This window comes from Nocardia sp. NPDC005998, assembly GCF_040614395.1.
In the GTDB taxonomy this organism is placed as follows: domain Bacteria; phylum Actinomycetota; class Actinomycetes; order Mycobacteriales; family Mycobacteriaceae; genus Nocardia.
Genome location: NZ_JBEXUI010000030.1, coordinates 93,026 through 111,494 on the forward strand (window position 1 = coordinate 93,026; position 18,469 = coordinate 111,494).

Sequence of the window (18,469 nt, forward strand, 5' to 3'; positions counted from 1 at the left end):
GATTTGTCAGCTCTGGGGGTAGCAATATCACGGTCGCCCGAGCACGACCGGCCACATCGAATTCCGCTGGCGCTCAGCCGGAATTGACCGATTGACCGGGTTTCTCGCTCTGCTCCTCGGCCACGCAGGCGCGCCAGGCGCTGGCCTCGGCGTGATTGCCCTGACGTTCGAGCAGTTCCGCAAGCCCGACCATGGCGCGTAATTCGCGTCGATCGGCGGCAGTGCGCCACCAGCGTTCGGCATTGCCGAGCTCACCGCGGCGGAGCAAGACGACTCCGAGGTCATAGGCCGCCCCGGCGTGCCCGGCAACGGCAGCCTGTGCCCACAGCCCGCAGGCCTGCTCCTCCTCACCGCGCCCGAACATCGCGACGCCGAGATCGTAGAGTGCACTGCGATAACCGGGGTCTCCATCCCCGGCGGGCCGCTGCTGCTGCGGTTCGGGTCGTGGTGGCTCCGCGACCGGGTTGCGGCTGGAATCTACCGCTGCCGGTTCCCGCATCTGCGGTGACTGAGCCGGCATTGTGTCCGTAACCAGTGCTGGCGGTTCCGATGGCCGGGCTGTTGACGGCAGTTCCGCCAACCGGGCCAGCGCGGGCTGCAATGGTGTGGTTTGCTCCGCTTCCGGGATCTCGGGCCGGGCGAATGCCGTTTGCGGTGGCTCCGGGAACCGCACCAATTCGAGGTCTGGCGGTGTCGGCTGCGGCTCCGGGAAGCGAGGCTGCTCGGCTTCGATGGCCACCGTTCGCTGTGCTGCGGTCAGCGGCGGCGACGGTGCGGCGGGGGATTCGACGGGCCGCGTGTGCTCCGGCGCCGGAATGTTGGAAGCGAAGGAGGGCGGGGTTGGGGCCGAGACGGCGGGGAGGCTCGAGGTGTCTAGTTCGATTACGAGATTGGCGAAGTTGGGCGGGCCCTCGCCGACGCTGCACCAGAGAATGAGTCGGCCGGTCGGGGGCTGTTCGATGAGGATGCCGTAGTTGCCGCTCCAGGATTTCTGCGCGCCGTAGGCGTCCACCCAGACGGGCGTAAGGGAGAACAGGGCGCCCGGATCGGTCGGGATCACTTCGAAACTCACGCCCGCGGCGAGGGCATCGCTCCACACGTCGACACCGGCGAGGCGTCTGCCATCGATGCCGATATGCCCATCTATCACCGATAGTCCGATTCCGTGCCCGCGTAGCCCCGCGGGCGGTGCGGCGGACAGCAGGGTCATGGTGACCAGGATCGGCGCGGGCCCGACCTGCTCGGTGTACATGGGGTAGATCAGACTGCCGTTCCAGGTGATCGGATCGGCGGAGCGGTAGCGGGCGGCCAGCGGTAGGTGCTCCGGCGAATTCTGGGCATACCAGTGCGAGTACGGCTGATTCATATCGCGCCCCGACTTTCCACCGATGCTTCCTCGCCCCTGTCTACGCGGTCCGTCCGGTAATACCGTACTCGTCTCCTATCTGGTCGGCGGCTCAATCCCGAGAGGACCGCACACGGCCCCGCCGAACCTCGGCGCCGAGTAGTTCCTCGCCTGTTCTGGTGCCCATTTCGAGTTCGTCGAAAGCCTGCACGAGTCTGCGTTCCTCCCATTGGAAATGCGATTCCAGGATGGCGGCCAGGCCGTCGAGTTCGCGCCGTACGGTAGCGGAATTATCCGGCCCGATCGAGTCGAGCAGTTCGGTCAGCCTGCGCAGGATATCGGCGACCAGTTGGTGGTCCGCACGCAGTTCCGCCAGTATCGGCGCGAGCTCCGGAAACTGCCCAGCAAGCGCCGGGAAGCCTGCGGTGTCTTCGCAGGTGTGGTGTCGGGTCAGCGCGGCGCAGAATGCAGTGCAGTGGGCGCGAAGTTGCGTCGGCCGCAGATCGGAACCCGCTGCATAGGCGCTGACATCCGCTCGGATTCGGGTGAGTTCGGTGCGGAGCCAGTGGTGGATCGCCACGAGTTCCTGTCCGAGGGCGCGCGCCCGGTTCGCGTCGAGATGAGTTGCTGTCATGGATCGTCTCTCGATCGAGGAAGTCGCACGGGCCGTGCGGCTCCGCAGACAATGGTGGGGATGCGTCGGACTTCGATGCCCGGCTCGACCTCAGTGAGAGCGTGAATGTGGACGCACGGCGGACTCCTCGATCACGGTGCCTCCATGCCGATCGCCGTCCACCCGGCGCCGCCACGCGACACATCCATGATCTTGCACCTGCAAAGTGCGTCGATCAACCCGGGTGCGGCTTGGAAGATGTTGCGCGCCATGCGGAGTTGCGGCTCGTGCCCGATCCGATGTGGCGCAATGCCTGTAACTCACGGTTACATATAAATCAGGTTCTGCGGAATCGAGTGCCAGAGCGGCGATGTCGAGGATCCTACCCGATGCCAGGCCGCGATGTGACACGACCGCGAATCATGGTTGCACGCCGGGGCTCATGCCACCATCGAGACCAGCGTGGGCCGGGAACCCGAGGCAGCGTAGGGAATTCGGCCCACGGATCGGACGGAATCCATGGGCCGAGTCGACCAACCGATGCGTCAGACGCCTACTGCCTCTTCCATCTCCTCTTCGGCCTCCATCCATCGCTGCGCATGCTCGGGGGCGGCCGGAGCGGGGGAGTTGCGGCGTTCGTATCCGGCGGCCACCACCAGCAGCACCGCGCCGACCGCCAACCACACGAACAGACTGGCGATTCGACTCGCGAAACCCGCACCACCATCGAAGTACAACAAGCTGCGCGCCCCTTCCACGAAACCCGCGCCGTTCCAGAACGCATGTAGCGAGCCGAAGAAACCATTCTGCAGTTCGGGACGGTAGATCCCACCGGAGGTCGTGAAGTTGAGCATGACGAACAGCACCATCAACGCGAGCGTGGTCCAACGCTTCAGGAAGGTGTGCAGTCCGATGCCGACGGCGATGATGCCCGCCGAGTACAGCCAGCCCATCGCCCAGATCGCCGCGTAGTCGTGGTCGACGATGTGGAATGCGGGTCCGGCCACCGCGATTCCGATAATGCTGACGGCAAGTGAGGTGGCCAGCCCGACCGCCGCACGCACCCGCATAGACAGTCCGGCACCGGCTGCGCCGATCGCGGCGACGCTGCCGTAGGAGCCGATACTCAGCGCGACGAGCAGGAAGAACAGACCCTGTCCGGTGGGATCGCCACTGGCGGTAGGGGCGATATCGGTGACCGTCATCGGCACGCCCTGCACACCCGCGACCTGCCGGAACACCAACTCGACAGCCATGGCCGTGGTGTCGGAATTGGCCTTGGCGACAAGCAGTTCCGGATGCTGTGCATCGGAAACGTAGGCACCGGAGAGGGTGCGGTCGCGCAGTTGCGCCGTGGCGTCATCGCGGGTGGGTAGCGTGATCACCTCGAGCGCGTCGCCCGCCTTGTCCTTCATGGTCTGTGCGAGCACCATGTCCCGCGCGGATGTGCCGACCACCGCCACCTTCAGATGGTTGGGCTCTGGCTGATGGAACGCACCCAGGTAGGCCAGGGCCATGCCGAGGCACATCAGCAGTGGGGTCAGCAGATGTCCGGCGACATGCCGTAGCTGGTGCGAACGCATGAAGGTCAACTCCTAATAGTTGGTAAATACAACTGTTATTGTTGTAACATACAACTGATGTATCATGCAACTATGACTCCGGGACCGCGCACCGCGGCGATCCACACCATCCAGCGCGAACTGACCGCATTCGCCCGGCGCGCCCGTGGCCGCGCCTCGGAGCTGCATCCGGAGCTATCGCTGGTCGCGTTCAGCATTCTGGACCTGGTGATCGAGCGCGACGGCTGTCAGGCGGCCGATGTCGCCGACCATTTCGTCCTCGATAAATCCACGGTCAGCCGACAGGTCGGCGCCTTGGAGCGGCTGGGATATCTGACCCGGGAGGTCGATCCGGAGAACCGCCGCAACCACATTCTGCGGCCGACGACGGAGGGACGACGGGTCGCGGGCGCGGCCGAGCGGCGTCGACATCGCGAGTTCGCCGAACGCTTGACGGCATGGGAGGACGCCGATATCCGCCGGTTCGCCGACTATCTGGTTCGCTACAACACTGGGCGGTGACCGCGCGAATTCCGTAGCCGCACCACGTAATTGCGCTAATCCCTGTCACCGAACCAAGCGCTTGCTACGCTGACTTGATGATCCCCACGATCGTCTGGGGCACCGGCAATGTCGGCCGTGCGGCCATCCGCGCCGTCGACGCGCACCCGGCGCTGGAACTCACGGGCGTGCTCGTCCACAATCCCGATAAGGTCGGCCGCGACGCGGGCCCGCTCGCGGGGCTCGACTACGACCTCGGCGTCACGGCGGCCGCCGATATCGAGTCGGCCCTCGCCGCCGGACCTCGGGCGGTGGTGTATGCGGCCTCGGGCGATATCCGCCCGGATGACGCACTCGCCGACATCATCCGAGCCATCGAAACCGGAGCGGTGGTCGTCACCCCCGCGCTGTATGCGCTCTACGATCCGTCCAGTGCGCCATCCGAGGTGCGCGATCCGGTGCTGGCCGCGGTCGCGCGGGGCGGCGGGTCCCTATTCGTCTCCGGCGTCGATCCCGGATGGGGCAATGACGTGCTGCCGCTGCTGATGAGCGGACTGGGCAGCACCGTCGAGGTGATCCGCTGCCAGGAAATCTTCGACTACACCACCTACGACCAGCCCGATTCGGTCCGCTACCTGGTCGGCATGGGGCAGCCGATGGACTACCTGCCGCCGATGGTGGCGCCGAGCGTCCCAACCATGGTGTGGGGCGGGCAGATTCGGTTGATGGCCCGGGCGCTCGGCGTCGAACTGGACGAGATTCGGGAAACCCTGGACCGACGCGCGCTCGACGCCACCGTCAGCACCGAGCGGATGGGTGATTTCGAAGCGGGTACCCAGGGCGCGTTGCGATTCGAGGTGCAGGGGATCGTCGAGGGTGAGCCTCGGATCGTCATCGAGCACGTCACCCGGATCCACCCGTCCTGCGCTCCCGACTGGCCGATGCCACCCGACGGCGAGGGTGCGCACCGCGTGATCATCGAGGGTCATCCGCGCATCGAGATCACCATCGAGGCCGCCGACGAGGACGGAAACCGTTCCGCGGGTGGCAATGCCACCGCGGTCGGCCGGCTGGTGAACGCCATCGACTGGCTCGTGGACGCCGAACCCGGACTCTATGACGCACTCGATGTCCCACTGCGTCCAGCAGTCGGCAAGCTCGGAAGGAAGCACCCATGATCATCGACATTCCCGAGGGCAAGGATCCGATCGGCTATGTCTGGGGCGAGATGGTGCCCGGCATCGGCCTGGCGGCCTCGAACTTCTCCCTGTCGGTGTACTCGCATTCGACCCTCGGACTGCGTGAATTCGAGGCGGCACGACTGAAGATCGCCCAGGTCAACGGGTGCATTTTCTGCCTGGATTGGCGCACCGAGCGCGACGGTCAGAAGGTGGAGCCGGAGTTCGCGGACGCGGTGACCAATTGGCGCACAACAGAATTGTTCGACGACCGCACCCGGCTGGCCGCCGAATACGCCGAACGCTACGCCACCGATCACCACAATCTGGACGAAGAGTTCTGGGACCGGATGCGGGCACATTACAGCCAGACCGAAATCGTCGAGCTGAGCATGAGCATCGGATCATGGCTGGCCTTCGGGCGACTCAACCACGTGCTCGGCCTGGACGCGGTCTGCGTGTTGCCCGGACATTCGTCATAGGCTGTTCCGCAGATAAATTCAGGCGCTGGTGCGTGGCTGGCCCTTCTTGCCGACGACGCGATTGATGAACGCGTCGATGTCGACGATTGCTCGGCGGTGAGTTCCCGAACAGATAAGGCCGGATTCGTCGTGGCAGGTCACGTCGAATTGAAGGGTTCGGCCGTCGATGTCGGTCAGGGTGATATCGGCGGTCACTGTCATGCCTTCCGGCGTTGCGGCGACATGGCTGACGTCCACGTGTGTGCCGACCGTTCTTTGCTTGTCGGACAGATATGGCCGGAGTGCGGTGATGCAGGTCTGTTCGACGAATCCGATCATCATCGCGGTGGCGAAAACAGGTGGCATGTCGACGAACCCGGGCCACGACGGTTCCACACGGGGAACGGTGTGTTGCGCACCGACGACCATGTGCTCGCGGTGTGACAGGCCAAGGCGAAGGGTCGGGTGTTGTTCATCGAGTGTGTTCATACGATTCCGATTCTCATGTTGACGGGCCAGGTGACCTGTCGCGGCTTCGTGGGATCACCCCACAGGGCGGTCAGATCCGCTGCGAAGGCGTGTAGGACCTCAGGCTTGCCCGCGTCATTGACTCGTCGGACCGCTGACCAGGTCGACAGGTAACCGAGCACCTCGTTGAGGTTCCAGTCCTTCGTGATGCGCATCGGCGGTGCCGGGTATTCCTCGAACGGGAAGTCGAGGTCCGCGTAGCCGCTGTCGACGAGCTTGCGTTCCGGTGGCCAGTACGGGCCGATCTCGTCGCGGTAGAAGCGGTCGAACCGGTCGGCCAGGTCGGGTTCGAGTTGCATTACCCCGTAGCTGATCAATGCGAGCACCGCGCTTTCGACGGCGATCCGGCGGACCTCGGAATAGAACGCGGGCCGGTCGAACCAGTGCACCGCCTGGGCGGCGGTGATCAGAGCAGCACTGCGATCCGGGACAGCCAGCTTCTCGGCAGGTGCCCGGACGTAACGGACTCGCTTCTGCGGTTGAGCATGCTCGATTTGCTCGGCGCTCGGATCGAGACCGATCGTGGCGTAGAAGTAGGGGGCGAGCTGGCAGGTCAGTTGCCCGGTTCCGCATCCGACATCGACCGCGAGGTCCGCGGCCGGCGCCAGTGATGCGAGGAACATCGCGAGACGATCCGGGTACTCCGGACGGAAGCGCGCGTAGGCCCGCCCCTCGCGATCGAACCAGTTCTTGCCCTGCGTTGCGCCCTGTGCGAGCAACACAGGGCGCTGCTGCTTGTGTTGCTGAGCCGCTCGGATCCGGTCCGCGAACCCTGTGCGCTGCAATGCGCTGGCAGTGTCTCCGAGAACTCGCCGGATCGGGAATCCGATCTCCCTTTCCAAGTCCACGACCGCCACGAACGTGACCTCCCAATGCGGCTCGAGCTGCTCGACGAGACCGCGCCCCTTATCGGTCAGGCGCAGGCCGCTCATGCGGCCATCGGGAAGTCGCTCTCGTTCGAGCAGCTCATCCGCCACCATCAACCCCACGGTCTGGCTGATTGCGCTCTGCGTGACGTGCGTCCGGTTGGTGATGTCGGTGACGGTTGAAGCACCGTCGTTCATCGCCCGCAACACCGGGGTGTACCGAGGGCGGTACGACATGCCAAGCGAGGCGTACACCTCCTCCGCACCTCGATCGACCAGCTCGCCGACATACCGAAGAAGCTCACCGAGCCCCGGCGACGGAAGTACCTGCATGCCCAAGAATATACATTAGCGCTAATGTAGTTTCGGAAAATCGCTCCGACCGATCGGCGGGATTCCGGTGATAGGCGAAACGAATTCGAGGCATCGCCGAGGACCCGACCGAAGAGGACGCACATCGCAGCGCGGCCGCAGCGCGAATCATGGAGTGGCGCTGACCTTTTGGGCCGAGCCTCAGTCCAGCGGCTCCCACGGGACTTGGTCCAGGCGGCTCCATTCGTCACTGGCCCAGTCCCAGATGAGCTGGGCGACGGTTGCGCCGTCGGTCAGTGTGGCGCCGAGGCGTTGGTCGCGGACGGGGTGGTGGAGTTCGACGGTGTAGTCGGTGGGGGAGTTGCGGTAGGTCTGGATGAAACTCTTTGTGCCATTTCGCTTTTCGGCGATCAGGGATGGGGTGGCGGCGAGCAGATGGAGCTGGCGGACCCAGTCGAAGATGTCGCGTTGGGTGAGCGAGGAATACTTGCGCTCACCGCCGATATCCACCAGAGCGAAGCGGCGGATTTCGGGGCTGGTCAAGGTGTTGGCTCGCGCATCGTAGATTTCGTAGGCGAAACCCGTAATGAGCGCTTCGATGAGCTCGCGAATGCGTGGCTCCGCATAATCCTTCGCGGAGCCACGCGTTCTTCGGCGGTCCACGCTATCGGCTGCGGTCACGCGCACGGCATCGCCTGCCGCCTCGATTCGCACTCGGGCATGCCGTGCGGCGGCCGGAATTCGGCTGTTCCACCCGTGCAGTCCGGCGATGACGGTCTGATAGAGATGGTCGTCCGCGGGCTGCCCGCGCCGCGACCGAAAGTAGGGAAGTACGTCCCCCGGCGATGCCGCCGCGCCTGCCGGTAGCACCACGAACTCATAACTCATCCACCCAATTTAGCTCGGCCGCTGCCCCATTCGCCCTGGATACCGCACGGTTTGCGGCCCGAGGATTGATAGGCAAGTAGATGCTTGCCTATAGTGAGGAGCGTGAATACCGGCCCGGCTGGCGATGTATTCAAGGCACTGGCCGATCCCACACGCCGCGCGATCCTCGACGAGCTGGCCGATCGCGACGGCCAGACGCTATTCGAACTCTGTACCCGGCTCACCATGGGCCATCAGCTCACCTCGAGCAGGCAGGCGGTCTCGCAGCATCTGGATGTGCTCGCGGCCGCCGGTCTGGTGACCACCCGCCGCGACGGCCGGTACAAGTTCCACCATCTGAATCGAGAACCACTGCGGCGACTCACGCACCGCTGGCTTCAGGAGGAATAATGATCCGCATCAATGTCACCAGCGTCCTGGTCGACGATCAGGACAAGGCATTGCGCTTCTACACCGAGGTCCTCGGCTTCGTGAAGAAGACCGAGATTCCGCTCGGCGAGGCGCGCTGGCTGACCGTCACCTCACCGCAGGACCCCGACGGCGTCGAATTGCTCTTGGAGCCCGATGCGCATCCGGCGGCTGGGCCGTTCAAGACGGCGCTGGTCGAGGACGGGATTCCGTATACATCGTTCGCAGTGGACGATCTGCACGCCGAGTACGAGCGGTTGCTCGGGCTCGGCGTCCGGTTCACCCAGGAGCCGCTCGATCACGGACCGGTGATCACCGCGGTACTCGATGACACATGCGGCAATCTGATTCAGATCGCCCAGCACAAGGCTCGAGGTTCAAGCTGATTGGCGGGCCGGGAGCAGCGCGTCGGCGAGCAGATCCAGTTGGCGACGGGCGTCGAGTGAACCGATGCGCAGCACCAGATGCGACGCACCGGCGTCGAGGTATCGGCCGAGCCACTGCACACATTCCTCGGCCGAGCCGCCGAAATAGGCTTGGATCATCGACATTTCGTCCAAGGATCGACGGTAGTACTGGCGCACGTAGCCGTCGAGTTCGGCACGCGCGGCAGCGGCGTCCGGGTTGATATTGATCGTGGCGTAGAGGCCGGGAGTAATTGTGCGGGTGGCCTTTTCGCGGATCGTGGTCCACGCGCGGGCATAGGCATCCGAATCCGGCAGGAACGGCAGCCAGCCGTCGTAGTGCCGGGCCACCCGTTCCAGTACCCGCGGTGTGTCGCTGCCCGCCAGCCAGAGCGGGGGACCGGCCGGGCTCGCGGCGGGCAGCGCGCGGGACAGATCATCGAGTTGCCAGTAGCGGCCGTCGAAATCGTTTGCGCCGGACCAACTCCGCCGCCAGATGGCGACCGTCTCGTCGAGTCGGCCCACGCGCGTGGTGAACGGAACACCGACGGCGGCGAATTCGTCCTGGCTCTCGGGTACCGGGAACCCGGCGCCGAGGCCGAGGATCAATCGGCCGTTGCTGATTTGGTCGACCGTGGCGGCGGTGTGCGCGCCGAGCAGCGGATGACGCAATGTCGCGGTCAACGCGGCGGTGCCGAGCCGTACCCGCGAGGTGGTCGCGGCGACCGCGGCCAGCAGCGGCAGTGGATCGACCCGCGTGCGGGCCAATGGGGAATCACCGATCCACACCGAGTCGAACCCGGCATGCTCAGCGGCTTGGGCGAAGCGGACAAGTCCGGCAGCGTCGTGGTCGCCGGTCATGGCGGTTTCGCGGCTGGGCAGAAGAACACCGATCCGAGTCATACCGGCGATCTTCGGACCGTCCCGGTTCGGGGTCAATTACCCCGGAGGTAAGCGGCCTACCGTGGTTCCAGCTCGGATTGGACGAGATCGTCGGGGAAGGCGTACCGGCGGAACGCCCAGTATCGGAATGCCATGGCGAGCAAGACGCCGAGGATCTGGCCGGTAATGAAGTTCGACACCGCCTGCGTGACCGGGCTGACATCCGGCACCCGGATATCGAGTACATACAGCGCCACCGCCTGTGGCAATAGGGTGACACCGATACCGAGCGCGCTGATGGCAAAGAACAGGGCCGCCTCATGATGTCGTTCCCGGCCACCCCTGGTTCGGAACGACCATTCCCGATTGAGCACATAGGACACGATGGTGGCGATCAGCACACCGAGAACACGCGCCGTGAGTGGTTTTTCGCCGAGGACGGTCAGTTTGAGCGCGTACACGATGCCGGTGTCGATGAACCAGGTGATCCCGCCGACCACCGCGAACTTCAGCAGTTCGCGGCGCTCGATCAGATAGGTCCGATACGGCTCCGGAATGCGGTCGAGAGCTGGCTGGACGAAGGACACGCCCCGCACTATATCCAGCACATGCACCACCTCGCGTTCTCAACCGACGGGTCGGACGGTATCACTCCAGCATGCGCGCTCGGGCACCGTTGGGTCGACGTACCTCGGGCGCCTCGCAGCCGGTCTGGCGAGATCACCCGTGCCTACCTCGATGACATGGAGGACCAGCTCTCAGCGCTTGGGCTGATCCTGAACTGCGTCGTGTTGCGGAATTCGGTGTACCTGAACCAGTTGCGCGCTCAGGACTATCCGGTCCGCCGACGCCGCCCAGCTGTCGGTGTTCATGCGAAAGCATGTGCGCCTGGAGGGCCATTACAGCTTCCACCTGCCCGACCTCGGTGGCCGGCACCGGCCACTCGGGATCCGGACACGCACGATGACGAGTAACGCGGTGCGCGCCTCCACTGGAGACCAGGAATGATCGTGGGTCCAGTCGAGGCGCGCGCCGGCATTGGTCGCGGGTTCTTGTTGGCAGTCAGCCCTCGGCTACTCGAGGTCCTGAACTCCTGTGATTCGATCCGCTGCCACGGATCAAGCGCGAGATTCCGTGCCTATTTACGGTATTCGCGGAAGGTGGCACGCAGGTCGTCGACGATGAGGTCCGGTTCCTCCATCGCCGCGAAGTGACCGCCTCGATCGAATTCCGTCCACCGCACGATGTTGTGGTTCCGCTCGGCGATGCGGCGGACAGGGATGCCGAGGTCGTGCGGCAACACCGCCACAGCGACCGGCACATCGGTCTCCGGTTCGGGCTTCCCCCACGTCGCGGCGCCCTCGTAGTAGTAGCGCGCCGACGAGCCCGCGGTGCCGTTGAGCCAATAGATCATGACGTTGGTCAGCATCGCGTCACGATCGACGGCGTCCTCGGGCGCGTCGGTCGAGTCGGTCCAGTCCTTGAATCGTTCGACGATCCATGCCAGCTGACCTACCGGGGAATCGGTGAGCGCATAGGACAGCGTCTGCGGGCGAGTGGCCTGCAACATCGCATACGCGCCGAGTTCGTACTGTGCGCGCTGAGCCAGCTGCAGTGCTCGCTTCTCGGCAGGATTGTCGAAGTCGGCCGTTTCGGGAGTGACGGTGGCCGAGGCGATCATCGTCACGTGCAGCGCCACGACGTGCTCGGGATCGATCACCGCCAGTTCGCGTGAGATGGCCGCGCCGGTGTCTTCCCCGTGTGCGGCGTAGCGGTCATAGCCGAGCCGCTGCATAAGTTCGGCCCAGGCCCGCGCGGCCCGGCTCGTCGACCAGCCGACCGCGGGCCCGGAGAATCCGAATCCGGGGATCGTCGGCACGACGACATCGAACGCGTCCTCGGCCCGGCCGCCGTGCGCGACCGGATCGGTCAACGGGCCGATCACGTCGAGGAATTCCACGATCGATCCCGGCCATCCGTGGGTGAGGATCAGCGGCATGGCGCCGGGCACCGCGGACCGGACATGGATGAAATGCACATCGTGACCGTCGATCTCGGTGCGGAACTGGGGGAACGCGTTGAGTCGCGCCTCCTGCGCCCGCCAGTCGTAGGTGGTGCGCCAGTACCGCGCCAGCTCCTGGGTGTAGTCGAGCGGAATGCCCTGCGCCCAGCCGACTCCGGTGACCCCGTCCGGCCAGCGGGTCTGCTCCAGTCGTCGATGCAGATCGTCGAGCTGGATTTGGGGGACGTCGATTCGGAAGGGAGTGATCTCTGCGCTCATGAGAATGACTTTACGAGGCGGCTAGGACAACTACCGTCCTAGCTCTGAGGAAGAATGCGAAGTGTGTTGGAAACTTCGGCTCGCCTCCTCGAACTCCTGTCCCTCCTGCAGACACCCCGTGTCTGGACCGGCGCCGACCTGGCCGAACGCCTCGATGTCGATGCGCGAACCATCCGCCGCGACATCGACAAGCTGCGTAATCTCGGCTACCCCGTGCACGCGGTCGCCGGAGCGGCCGGATATCGCCTGGGCGCGGGAACCAAGCTGCCCCCGCTGCTCTTGAACGATGAGGAGGCGGTCGCCGTCGTGGTCGGGTTGCGCACCGCGGCGGGCGGGACGATCCTCGGCATCGAGGAGAGTTCGCTGCGGGCGCTCGCGAAGCTGGAGCAGATCCTCCCGACTCGGTTGCGTCACCGAGTCTCGGCGCTCCAGGCGGCGACCGTCATCATGCCGGCAGGCACGCCGTCCGTGGACGCGGACATCCTCACCACGATCGCGGCCGCGATCCGCGACCACGAACAGCTCCGCTTCGACTACCGCACCCACGACGGTTCCGAGATCCAGCGGGCGGCGGAACCACATCGGCTCGTACACACCGGGCGGCACTGGTATCTGGTCGGCTGGGACGTCGAGAAGAAGAATTGGCGCACCTACCGTGTCGACCGCCTCCGCCCGCGCATCCCCAACGGGCCACGGTTCACCCCGCGCGAGGCACCCGAGGTCGACCTGACCGGCTGGGTGTCCCGTGGGGTCAGCACCGCCGCCTACCGCTACCAGGCACGCATCACCCTCGACGTATCGGCCGCCGTCGCGGCGGACCGCATCCCGCCGACCGTCGGTGTCATCGAGGCGATCGACGATGGGCACTGCCTGCTGCACACCGGCTCGAACTCACTCGACGAAATAGCCGTCTACACCGGACTTTTCGGCTTCGGATTTCACGTGCACGAACCACCCGAACTCATCGACCACCTACGCGCGCTGGCGCACCGCGTCACCGCGGCCATCACGCCCCGCGACGACGCACCCGGTTCGGCTGACCGCCCATCATGATCCGCACCCCGACGAAGCGTGGGCCGAAAACGATCTGTGACCCGATCACAAGGGGTGGGACCGGAATACGCCAGAAACGGGCCGCGGTCCTCAGTAGCGGCTGGTCTGCCGCGTCGGCGTGGGCTGGACACTGTCTCTGTGGCGTGGTGCACGGCTGCCAGGCCGGGTTTGACGTAACGCTGCACCGACCACCGCGGTCTTGTGTCCGGTCTTGGCCGTGATGACGTTGGCGGAGGTGTTGGCCTGGCCGAGGAATGTCGGAGTCGGGTCTCCAGTAGTCGACCGCGTCGTCAACTGGCCGGGGATCGGTGTGTCCACGACCGGGCGGGGTCTGGTCGGTCGCACAAGGTGAATTTCGGCATCAGGACAGTTTCGCTTCGGGGGCGAAGGCGGGCAGCTTCTCGAGACTGCTGCGCACGGCCTCGGCGCCGTACTCGAACATCTGCCGCTCGTAGTCGTCGACCGCGCTGAACAGATCCTGGCGGCCTTCGTTGGCCTCGATCAGGCAGCGGCGCAGCAAGTCGGCATCGCGCAGCGCGGTGTTCGCGCCGTTGCCGCCGGTCGGGGAGGTGGCGTGGATCGCGTCGCCGAGCAGCGTGACCGGGCCGGACACCCAGCGCTCACCGGGCTTGACCACCCGAATGGACAGCAGCGTGCTGTTGTCCGGGTCGGCCTGCTCGATCAGCGCGCGCAGCTCCGGGTGCCAACCTTCCATCCTGGACAGCACGGCGTCCTGCGCGGTCAGGTCCTCCAGCGAGCCGTTCGGCGGCAGGATCATGGCCCAGCGCACGTAGTCGCCGATGTCGGGCAGCGTGACTTCGGGGGCCAGTTGCTCGGCGGCCTGCTTCGGCGGGGTACGGAAGCGCATCGCGCCGAGCAGCAGGCTGACGCCGCCGCCCGTGATCTTCGAGCCGTAGGCCCTGGACAGGCTGGCGAACTCGTCGGTCAGCGGGGTGCGGCCGATGACGAACCGGACGCCGGTGTCGGTCGGGGTGGTCTGCGGCGACAACACCCCGCGGACCGCGGAGGTGACGCCGTCCGCGCCGACGAGCAGGTCGGCGGTGGCCGGGTCGCGGCGGGCGAACTGGGCTTGGACATTGCCGTCGGCCAGCACGTCGTAGCCGGTCAGCGCGGCATCGGTGTGCACGGTGAGGCCGGTCAGCAACAGGTGTCGCAGCACCTGCCGGTCGACCACGATGCCGGTCCGGCTCGCGCCGAGCTTGCCGATCTCGTTCAGCTGCGGGTCCAGGATCAGCTGCTCGGCGGAGGCGTCCATGACGATCTCATCCAGCAGCGGGTGCCAGGGCGTCGGCAGGCAGTCGCGCACCGCCTGGAAACCGATCGGGTTCAGCACGAGCCGGTAGCCCTGGAACCGTGCGACGACCCCCGGGTCGCGCTCGAACACATCGGCCTCGATCCCGGCACCGCGCAGACCCTGCGCGAGAGCCAGACCTCCCAGACCGGCTCCGACAACGGAAACTCGCATCACACACCTCCGGACAATCGATACGAACTTAGTTCGTTATGACGATCTAAGTTCTACTCAACGAACTTAGATCGTGTCAAGCTATAGTGGCCGGTATGTCCGCCGATCCCCGCCAACGCCGCGCAGCTCGCCACGCCCAACCCGCAGCGGAGGCCGCCGCGTCGGCACCACGCAAGAAGCCGATCACCGTCGAACGGATCACCGACGCCGCCCTGGAAGTCGTCGCCACCGAGGGGTACGACGCGCTGACCATCCGCCGGGTCGCCGCCGTGCTCGGCACCGGTCCGTCGTCGCTGTACGCGCACATCGTCAACAAGGACGACATCGACGAACTGCTGATCGGCAGGCTCTACGCCGCGGTCGTGCTCCCCGAACCGGACCCGGCTGCCTGGCGCGAGCAACTGCTCGGGGTGTACACGCAGATCCGCGACCAGTACCTGAAATACCCTGGAGTCTCGCGCGCCGCGCTGGCCATGGTGCCGACCAACCTGGAAACGCTGCGGGTCGGCGAAGGAATCCTGGCGATCCTGCTCGCGGGCGGCATCGAACCGAGGGTGGCCGGATCGGCCCGCGACGCGCTGTCCCTCTACGTCAGCGCCTATGCACTAGAGCAGTCGCTGGTCCAGCAACGGCGCCGGCACCAGGATCAGGAATGGGTGCTCACCCATGAGGAGTTGTTGGACCGCTTCACCGCACTGCCGGCCGAGAAATTCCCGCTGACTCGACGCCATGCCGCCGAGCTGATCTCCGGTACCGGACACGACCGCTTTGAGTTCGCCCTCGGCCTGCTCATGAACAATCTGCGGCCCGCATCCGGTTGACCGGCGGCGTGCGATGGCCGCATGGTGGCGAGAAGATCACAAGGGAAGTGGCCCAGCCGTTGGCATTCCGGTCACACCCCACCTGCGACGACACCAACGCCGCCTCTGCGCATTATCGAATCCTGCGACGGGACGCTCGAGTCGATCGCGCCGGGGGCCGATGGCACATTGGTACGCCGGTACTGGATCAGCTGAGTTTTCTCCCGCGCGCACACCGCGCGTGCAGGCCGCCGCCGTGGCAGTGTGTGCAACCGGATCAGTTCATTGCCGAAAGGGGAGTGCACATGGCCGATACCGGCAATTCCACGGTCGTGTTGGCCGCTGGAAACGCGGACTTGACGATTCATCCGCAGGACGGCGGACGCCTGACCAGTCTGCGGATCAGCGGCCTGGAGCTGCTGCGGCAGGGTCCCCACTACGGCGCGTTCCCCATGGTTCCCTGGTGCGGACGAATGGGACTGGGCCAGTTCCGAAATGGCGGCACAGTCCATCAAATGCCGATCAACGCCGCCCCGCACGCCATCCACGGCACCGGTCGCGACACGGCCTGGCACGTACTCGGCGCCAGCGAAACCTGCGCCACACTGAGCTACGACCTCACCGACCCATGGCCCTACCCCGGCCGAGTCACCCAGCTGATCGAACTCGCCCCGGACTCGGTCACCCTGACCATGCGCGTCGAAGCAACCGCCGACACCTTCCCGGCCCAAGTCGGCTGGCACCCCTGGTTTTTACGAAACCTCGGCTCCGGCAATGACATTCAGCTCGACTTCACTCCCGCCTGGCAAGAAGAACGCGGCCCCGACTACCTTCCCGATGGCCGCCGAATCCCCCCGCAACCCGGGCCCTGGGACGACTGTTTCGCCATGCCCACCGGCACCACCGTCACCCTGACCTGGCCCCATGCCCTGGAGCTGACGATCACCAGCCCCGCGCACTGGGTGGTCATCTTCGACCAACAACCCGAAGCTGTCTGCGTAGAACCCCAATCCGGCCCACCCAACGGCCTGAATACCCACCCCGACCCGGTAACCCCCACCAAGCCCCTCGAACTCTCCACCACCTGGACCTGGCGGCCCCTCACCTAGACGAGGGATTACGCGCCGCAATCCCTCGTCCAGGAGGCTGTGGGTCAGTCGCCTGCGCCAGCGATCCCGACACCGGGCGGGATCATTCGTGCACGTTGGGCATGCATGCGCTCACGTTCGGCCGGGCTCATCGCCGCGAAGGCGGCCTCGCGCCGTTGCGCCATTGCCGCTAATTCTTCCGCGCTCAACTGCTGTGCGTACTCTTCGCGCTGCCGTGTCAGCCGGGCGAATTCCTCAGGGGTCAGTGGCTGATTCATGGAAATTGTCTCCTCTACCAATCGCAGGAACTCCGATGTCGACGGCTCGACCGCGTGATCGAGGCCGTCCAGCACACCGAGCAGGCGTTCACGCAATGTGGCCGCGCGTGCGATGCGTTCATCGACCACCATCAGCTGCTGCCGGATGAGCTCGCGCGGGTCCAGGGTCGGCTCGGCGTGGAGCAGCGCCGCGATATCCTCGAGCGCAAACCCGAAGCCCCGCAACGCCACAATGCGGTACAGCCGCTCAACATCGGCCTGGGTGTAGCACCGGTGCCCACCCGACGTCCGCGATGACGGCACCAATAGCCCGAGCCGGTCGTAATGATGCAGCGCCCGCACCGTCACCCCACTTTCCCGAGCCACCTCCCCAACCCGCCACACCCGCTCGACCAACATGCCTCCTCTCGACGTGCCCCACCCACGCTAAAACCTGACGCAACGTCGGTTTCAAGTATCGTTTCGGTGACACCGCCCGACCCGGGTATGTGGGTCTCAGGACCCCTTGGCCAAGCCAACCTTTGAAACTGCGGGGTGCGATGGACAAACTTCTTGTGCTGGTCAACGGCCTACCCGGCTCAGGTAAGTCAACTTTGGCACCGCCGCTCGCCCGCGAGCTGAATGCGCAGATGCTGTCCAAGGATGTGGTGAAAGAAGACTTAGCGGAATGCATTTCCGGTCCCCAGCACCTGCCGTCACTCGGCGCGATTGCGATGGAAGCGGTCTGGGCGATGGCCGCGGCGATACCGCATTCGGTGGTGATCGACTCATGGTGGTTCAGACCGCGCGACCTCGGGTTCGCGAAAGCGGGTATGCACCGAGTCGGCGCCGACCGCACGATCGAGATCTGGTGTGACGCTTCCGCGGAAACGGCGCGCGCCAGATACGAGCAGCGGGAGCGGGCCGCCGTGCACAATGACCGACAGCGCCTGGTTCATGATTGGGATACCTGGGCCGAGCACGGTCGACCGCTGGAACTGAGCCCGGTAATCCGCGTCGACACGACGCGGGCCGCGGATATTCTCGGCTTGGCCGAGCAAATCGAAATCACCGCTGCCGCAACTCATCCGGCGGCATTCCTACCCGACCATCAACAATAGTCGGTTAGAACCCACTCGATCGAGAGGAACTGCGTTGCGTACTGTCGTCGTGATTCGCGGTAACTCCGCTTCAGGGAAGCCGCCGCGTCGCAACGCAGGTTCGACCGTGGAACCTGCGCGGTGGTGGCACAGGATGTGGTTCGGCGGGACATGGTGCGAGAGTCGGACGAGGCTGGTGCGTTCAATATCCAGTTGATCGAAGATATTGCGGGACTGCGCCTTTCGCGTGGGTTGGTGGTGGTTGTCGAGGGCATCTTGAACGCCGACCGATACCGCCCGATGCTCGAAAGGCTGTCGGTAGCGGCGGAGCGGGCGCTGTTCTACAGCCCGCATCGAGAGCTGACCGCGGCCCCGTCGCCGGGTGGCGTCCTGCGCAGGACCCCACCCCCCCCCCACCCAAGGGGGGCGGGCAGGGAGTCCGAACTCCGGGCGGGG

21 protein-coding genes are annotated in these 18,469 nt (G+C 65.5%); 10 read left to right on the forward strand and 11 right to left on the reverse strand.

All coding sequences use genetic code 11. From position 1 onward, the window contains the following. Nucleotides 1–73 precede the first annotated feature (73 nt). From ABZ293_RS30890 to ABZ293_RS30900, 3 genes are all read right to left on the reverse strand, one after another. Nucleotides 74–1,366 carry a hypothetical protein gene (locus ABZ293_RS30890; RefSeq protein ID WP_355186388.1) on the reverse strand — a complete coding sequence of 431 codons (1,293 nt, stop codon included), beginning with the start codon at nt 1,364–1,366 and terminating at the stop codon, nt 74–76. Between the two features lie 91 nt (nt 1,367–1,457). Beyond that, a complete protein-coding gene (locus ABZ293_RS30895; protein ID WP_355186390.1) occupies nt 1,458–1,979 on the reverse strand; it encodes a hemerythrin domain-containing protein in 522 nt (173 codons plus the stop codon). A gap of 524 nt (nt 1,980–2,503) precedes the next feature. Continuing rightward, the gene (locus ABZ293_RS30900) at nt 2,504–3,541 is read right to left on the reverse strand and encodes a hypothetical protein (RefSeq protein ID WP_355186392.1); all 1,038 of its coding nucleotides are present in this window, start codon (nt 3,539–3,541) and stop codon (nt 2,504–2,506) included. A 72-nt stretch (nt 3,542–3,613) separates the two neighbouring features. On the opposite strand from ABZ293_RS30900, the gene ABZ293_RS30905 reads away from it, so the two are divergent. The 3 genes from ABZ293_RS30905 (at nt 3,614) to ABZ293_RS30915 (ending at nt 5,681) form a co-directional block, all read left to right on the forward strand. After that, nucleotides 3,614–4,042 carry a MarR family transcriptional regulator gene (locus tag ABZ293_RS30905; RefSeq protein ID WP_355186394.1) on the forward strand — a complete coding sequence of 143 codons (429 nt, stop codon included), beginning with the start codon at nt 3,614–3,616 and terminating at the stop codon, nt 4,040–4,042. 77 nt (nt 4,043–4,119) lie between these two features. Then, nucleotides 4,120–5,199 (forward strand): dihydrodipicolinate reductase, encoded by a 1,080-nt coding sequence (locus tag ABZ293_RS30910; protein ID WP_355186396.1) that lies wholly within the window; start codon nt 4,120–4,122, stop codon nt 5,197–5,199. Beyond that, on the forward strand, nt 5,196–5,681 hold the full coding sequence (locus tag ABZ293_RS30915; RefSeq protein ID WP_354959931.1) for a carboxymuconolactone decarboxylase family protein: 486 nt from the start codon (nt 5,196–5,198) through the stop codon (nt 5,679–5,681). The genes ABZ293_RS30910 and ABZ293_RS30915 overlap by 4 nt, the downstream gene beginning before the upstream one ends. A gap of 18 nt (nt 5,682–5,699) precedes the next feature. On the opposite strand, the gene ABZ293_RS30920 is transcribed toward ABZ293_RS30915, so the two are convergent. The 3 genes from ABZ293_RS30920 to ABZ293_RS30930 form a co-directional block, all read right to left on the reverse strand. After that, nucleotides 5,700–6,026, reverse strand: coding sequence for a thioesterase family protein (locus tag ABZ293_RS30920; protein ID WP_355186398.1), 327 nt, complete (start codon nt 6,024–6,026; stop codon nt 5,700–5,702). 119 nt (nt 6,027–6,145) lie between these two features. Continuing rightward, nucleotides 6,146–7,387 (reverse strand): methyltransferase domain-containing protein, encoded by a 1,242-nt coding sequence (locus tag ABZ293_RS30925; protein WP_355186400.1) that lies wholly within the window; start codon nt 7,385–7,387, stop codon nt 6,146–6,148. 180 nt (nt 7,388–7,567) lie between these two features. Then, complete coding sequence (locus ABZ293_RS30930; RefSeq protein ID WP_355186402.1) at nt 7,568–8,254, reverse strand: hypothetical protein; 687 nt, start codon at nt 8,252–8,254, stop codon at nt 7,568–7,570. A gap of 102 nt (nt 8,255–8,356) precedes the next feature. Between ABZ293_RS30930 and ABZ293_RS30935 the strand changes: the two genes are divergently transcribed. Both ABZ293_RS30935 and ABZ293_RS30940 read left to right on the forward strand, forming a co-directional pair. After that, nucleotides 8,357–8,644, forward strand: coding sequence for a metalloregulator ArsR/SmtB family transcription factor (locus tag ABZ293_RS30935; protein WP_355186404.1), 288 nt, complete (start codon nt 8,357–8,359; stop codon nt 8,642–8,644). A 2-nt stretch (nt 8,645–8,646) separates the two neighbouring features. After that, a complete protein-coding gene (locus ABZ293_RS30940) occupies nt 8,647–9,048 on the forward strand; it encodes a VOC family protein (RefSeq protein ID WP_355186428.1) in 402 nt (133 codons plus the stop codon). Here the strand turns inward: ABZ293_RS30940 and ABZ293_RS30945 are convergent. The 3 genes from ABZ293_RS30945 to ABZ293_RS30955 form a co-directional block, all read right to left on the reverse strand. Next, nucleotides 9,040–9,969: an LLM class flavin-dependent oxidoreductase gene (locus ABZ293_RS30945; protein ID WP_355186406.1), complete on the reverse strand. Its 930-nt coding sequence runs from the start codon at nt 9,967–9,969 to the stop codon at nt 9,040–9,042. The genes ABZ293_RS30940 and ABZ293_RS30945 overlap by 9 nt on opposite strands. Nucleotides 9,970–10,025: 56 nt before the next feature. Beyond that, nucleotides 10,026–10,535 (reverse strand): GtrA family protein, encoded by a 510-nt coding sequence (locus ABZ293_RS30950; RefSeq protein ID WP_355186408.1) that lies wholly within the window; start codon nt 10,533–10,535, stop codon nt 10,026–10,028. Between the two features lie 551 nt (nt 10,536–11,086). Beyond that, complete coding sequence (locus ABZ293_RS30955) at nt 11,087–12,229, reverse strand: epoxide hydrolase family protein (RefSeq protein WP_355186409.1); 1,143 nt, start codon at nt 12,227–12,229, stop codon at nt 11,087–11,089. Between the two features lie 63 nt (nt 12,230–12,292). On the opposite strand from ABZ293_RS30955, the gene ABZ293_RS30960 reads away from it, so the two are divergent. Continuing rightward, nucleotides 12,293–13,282, forward strand: coding sequence for a YafY family protein (locus ABZ293_RS30960; RefSeq protein ID WP_355186411.1), 990 nt, complete (start codon nt 12,293–12,295; stop codon nt 13,280–13,282). A 361-nt stretch (nt 13,283–13,643) separates the two neighbouring features. On the opposite strand, the gene ABZ293_RS30965 is transcribed toward ABZ293_RS30960, so the two are convergent. After that, nucleotides 13,644–14,768, reverse strand: coding sequence for an FAD-dependent monooxygenase (locus ABZ293_RS30965; RefSeq protein ID WP_355186413.1), 1,125 nt, complete (start codon nt 14,766–14,768; stop codon nt 13,644–13,646). A 95-nt stretch (nt 14,769–14,863) separates the two neighbouring features. Here ABZ293_RS30965 and ABZ293_RS30970 point away from each other — a divergent pair, with 95 nt between their 5' ends. After that, nucleotides 14,864–15,589, forward strand: coding sequence for a TetR/AcrR family transcriptional regulator (locus ABZ293_RS30970; RefSeq protein ID WP_355186415.1), 726 nt, complete (start codon nt 14,864–14,866; stop codon nt 15,587–15,589). Nucleotides 15,590–15,873: 284 nt separating this feature from the next. After that, nucleotides 15,874–16,677: an aldose 1-epimerase gene (locus ABZ293_RS30975; protein ID WP_355186417.1), complete on the forward strand. Its 804-nt coding sequence runs from the start codon at nt 15,874–15,876 to the stop codon at nt 16,675–16,677. Nucleotides 16,678–16,721: 44 nt separating this feature from the next. On the opposite strand, the gene ABZ293_RS30980 is transcribed toward ABZ293_RS30975, so the two are convergent. Beyond that, nucleotides 16,722–17,333, reverse strand: a complete 612-nt coding sequence (locus ABZ293_RS30980; RefSeq protein ID WP_355186419.1) for a MerR family transcriptional regulator — start codon at nt 17,331–17,333, stop codon at nt 16,722–16,724. A 140-nt stretch (nt 17,334–17,473) separates the two neighbouring features. Here ABZ293_RS30980 and ABZ293_RS30985 point away from each other — a divergent pair, with 140 nt between their 5' ends. Beyond that, on the forward strand, nt 17,474–18,034 hold the full coding sequence (locus tag ABZ293_RS30985) for an AAA family ATPase (protein WP_355186421.1): 561 nt from the start codon (nt 17,474–17,476) through the stop codon (nt 18,032–18,034). A 150-nt stretch (nt 18,035–18,184) separates the two neighbouring features. Next, the coding region (locus ABZ293_RS30990) for a hypothetical protein (protein WP_355186422.1) at nt 18,185–18,469 on the forward strand (285 nt) is incomplete at its 3' end.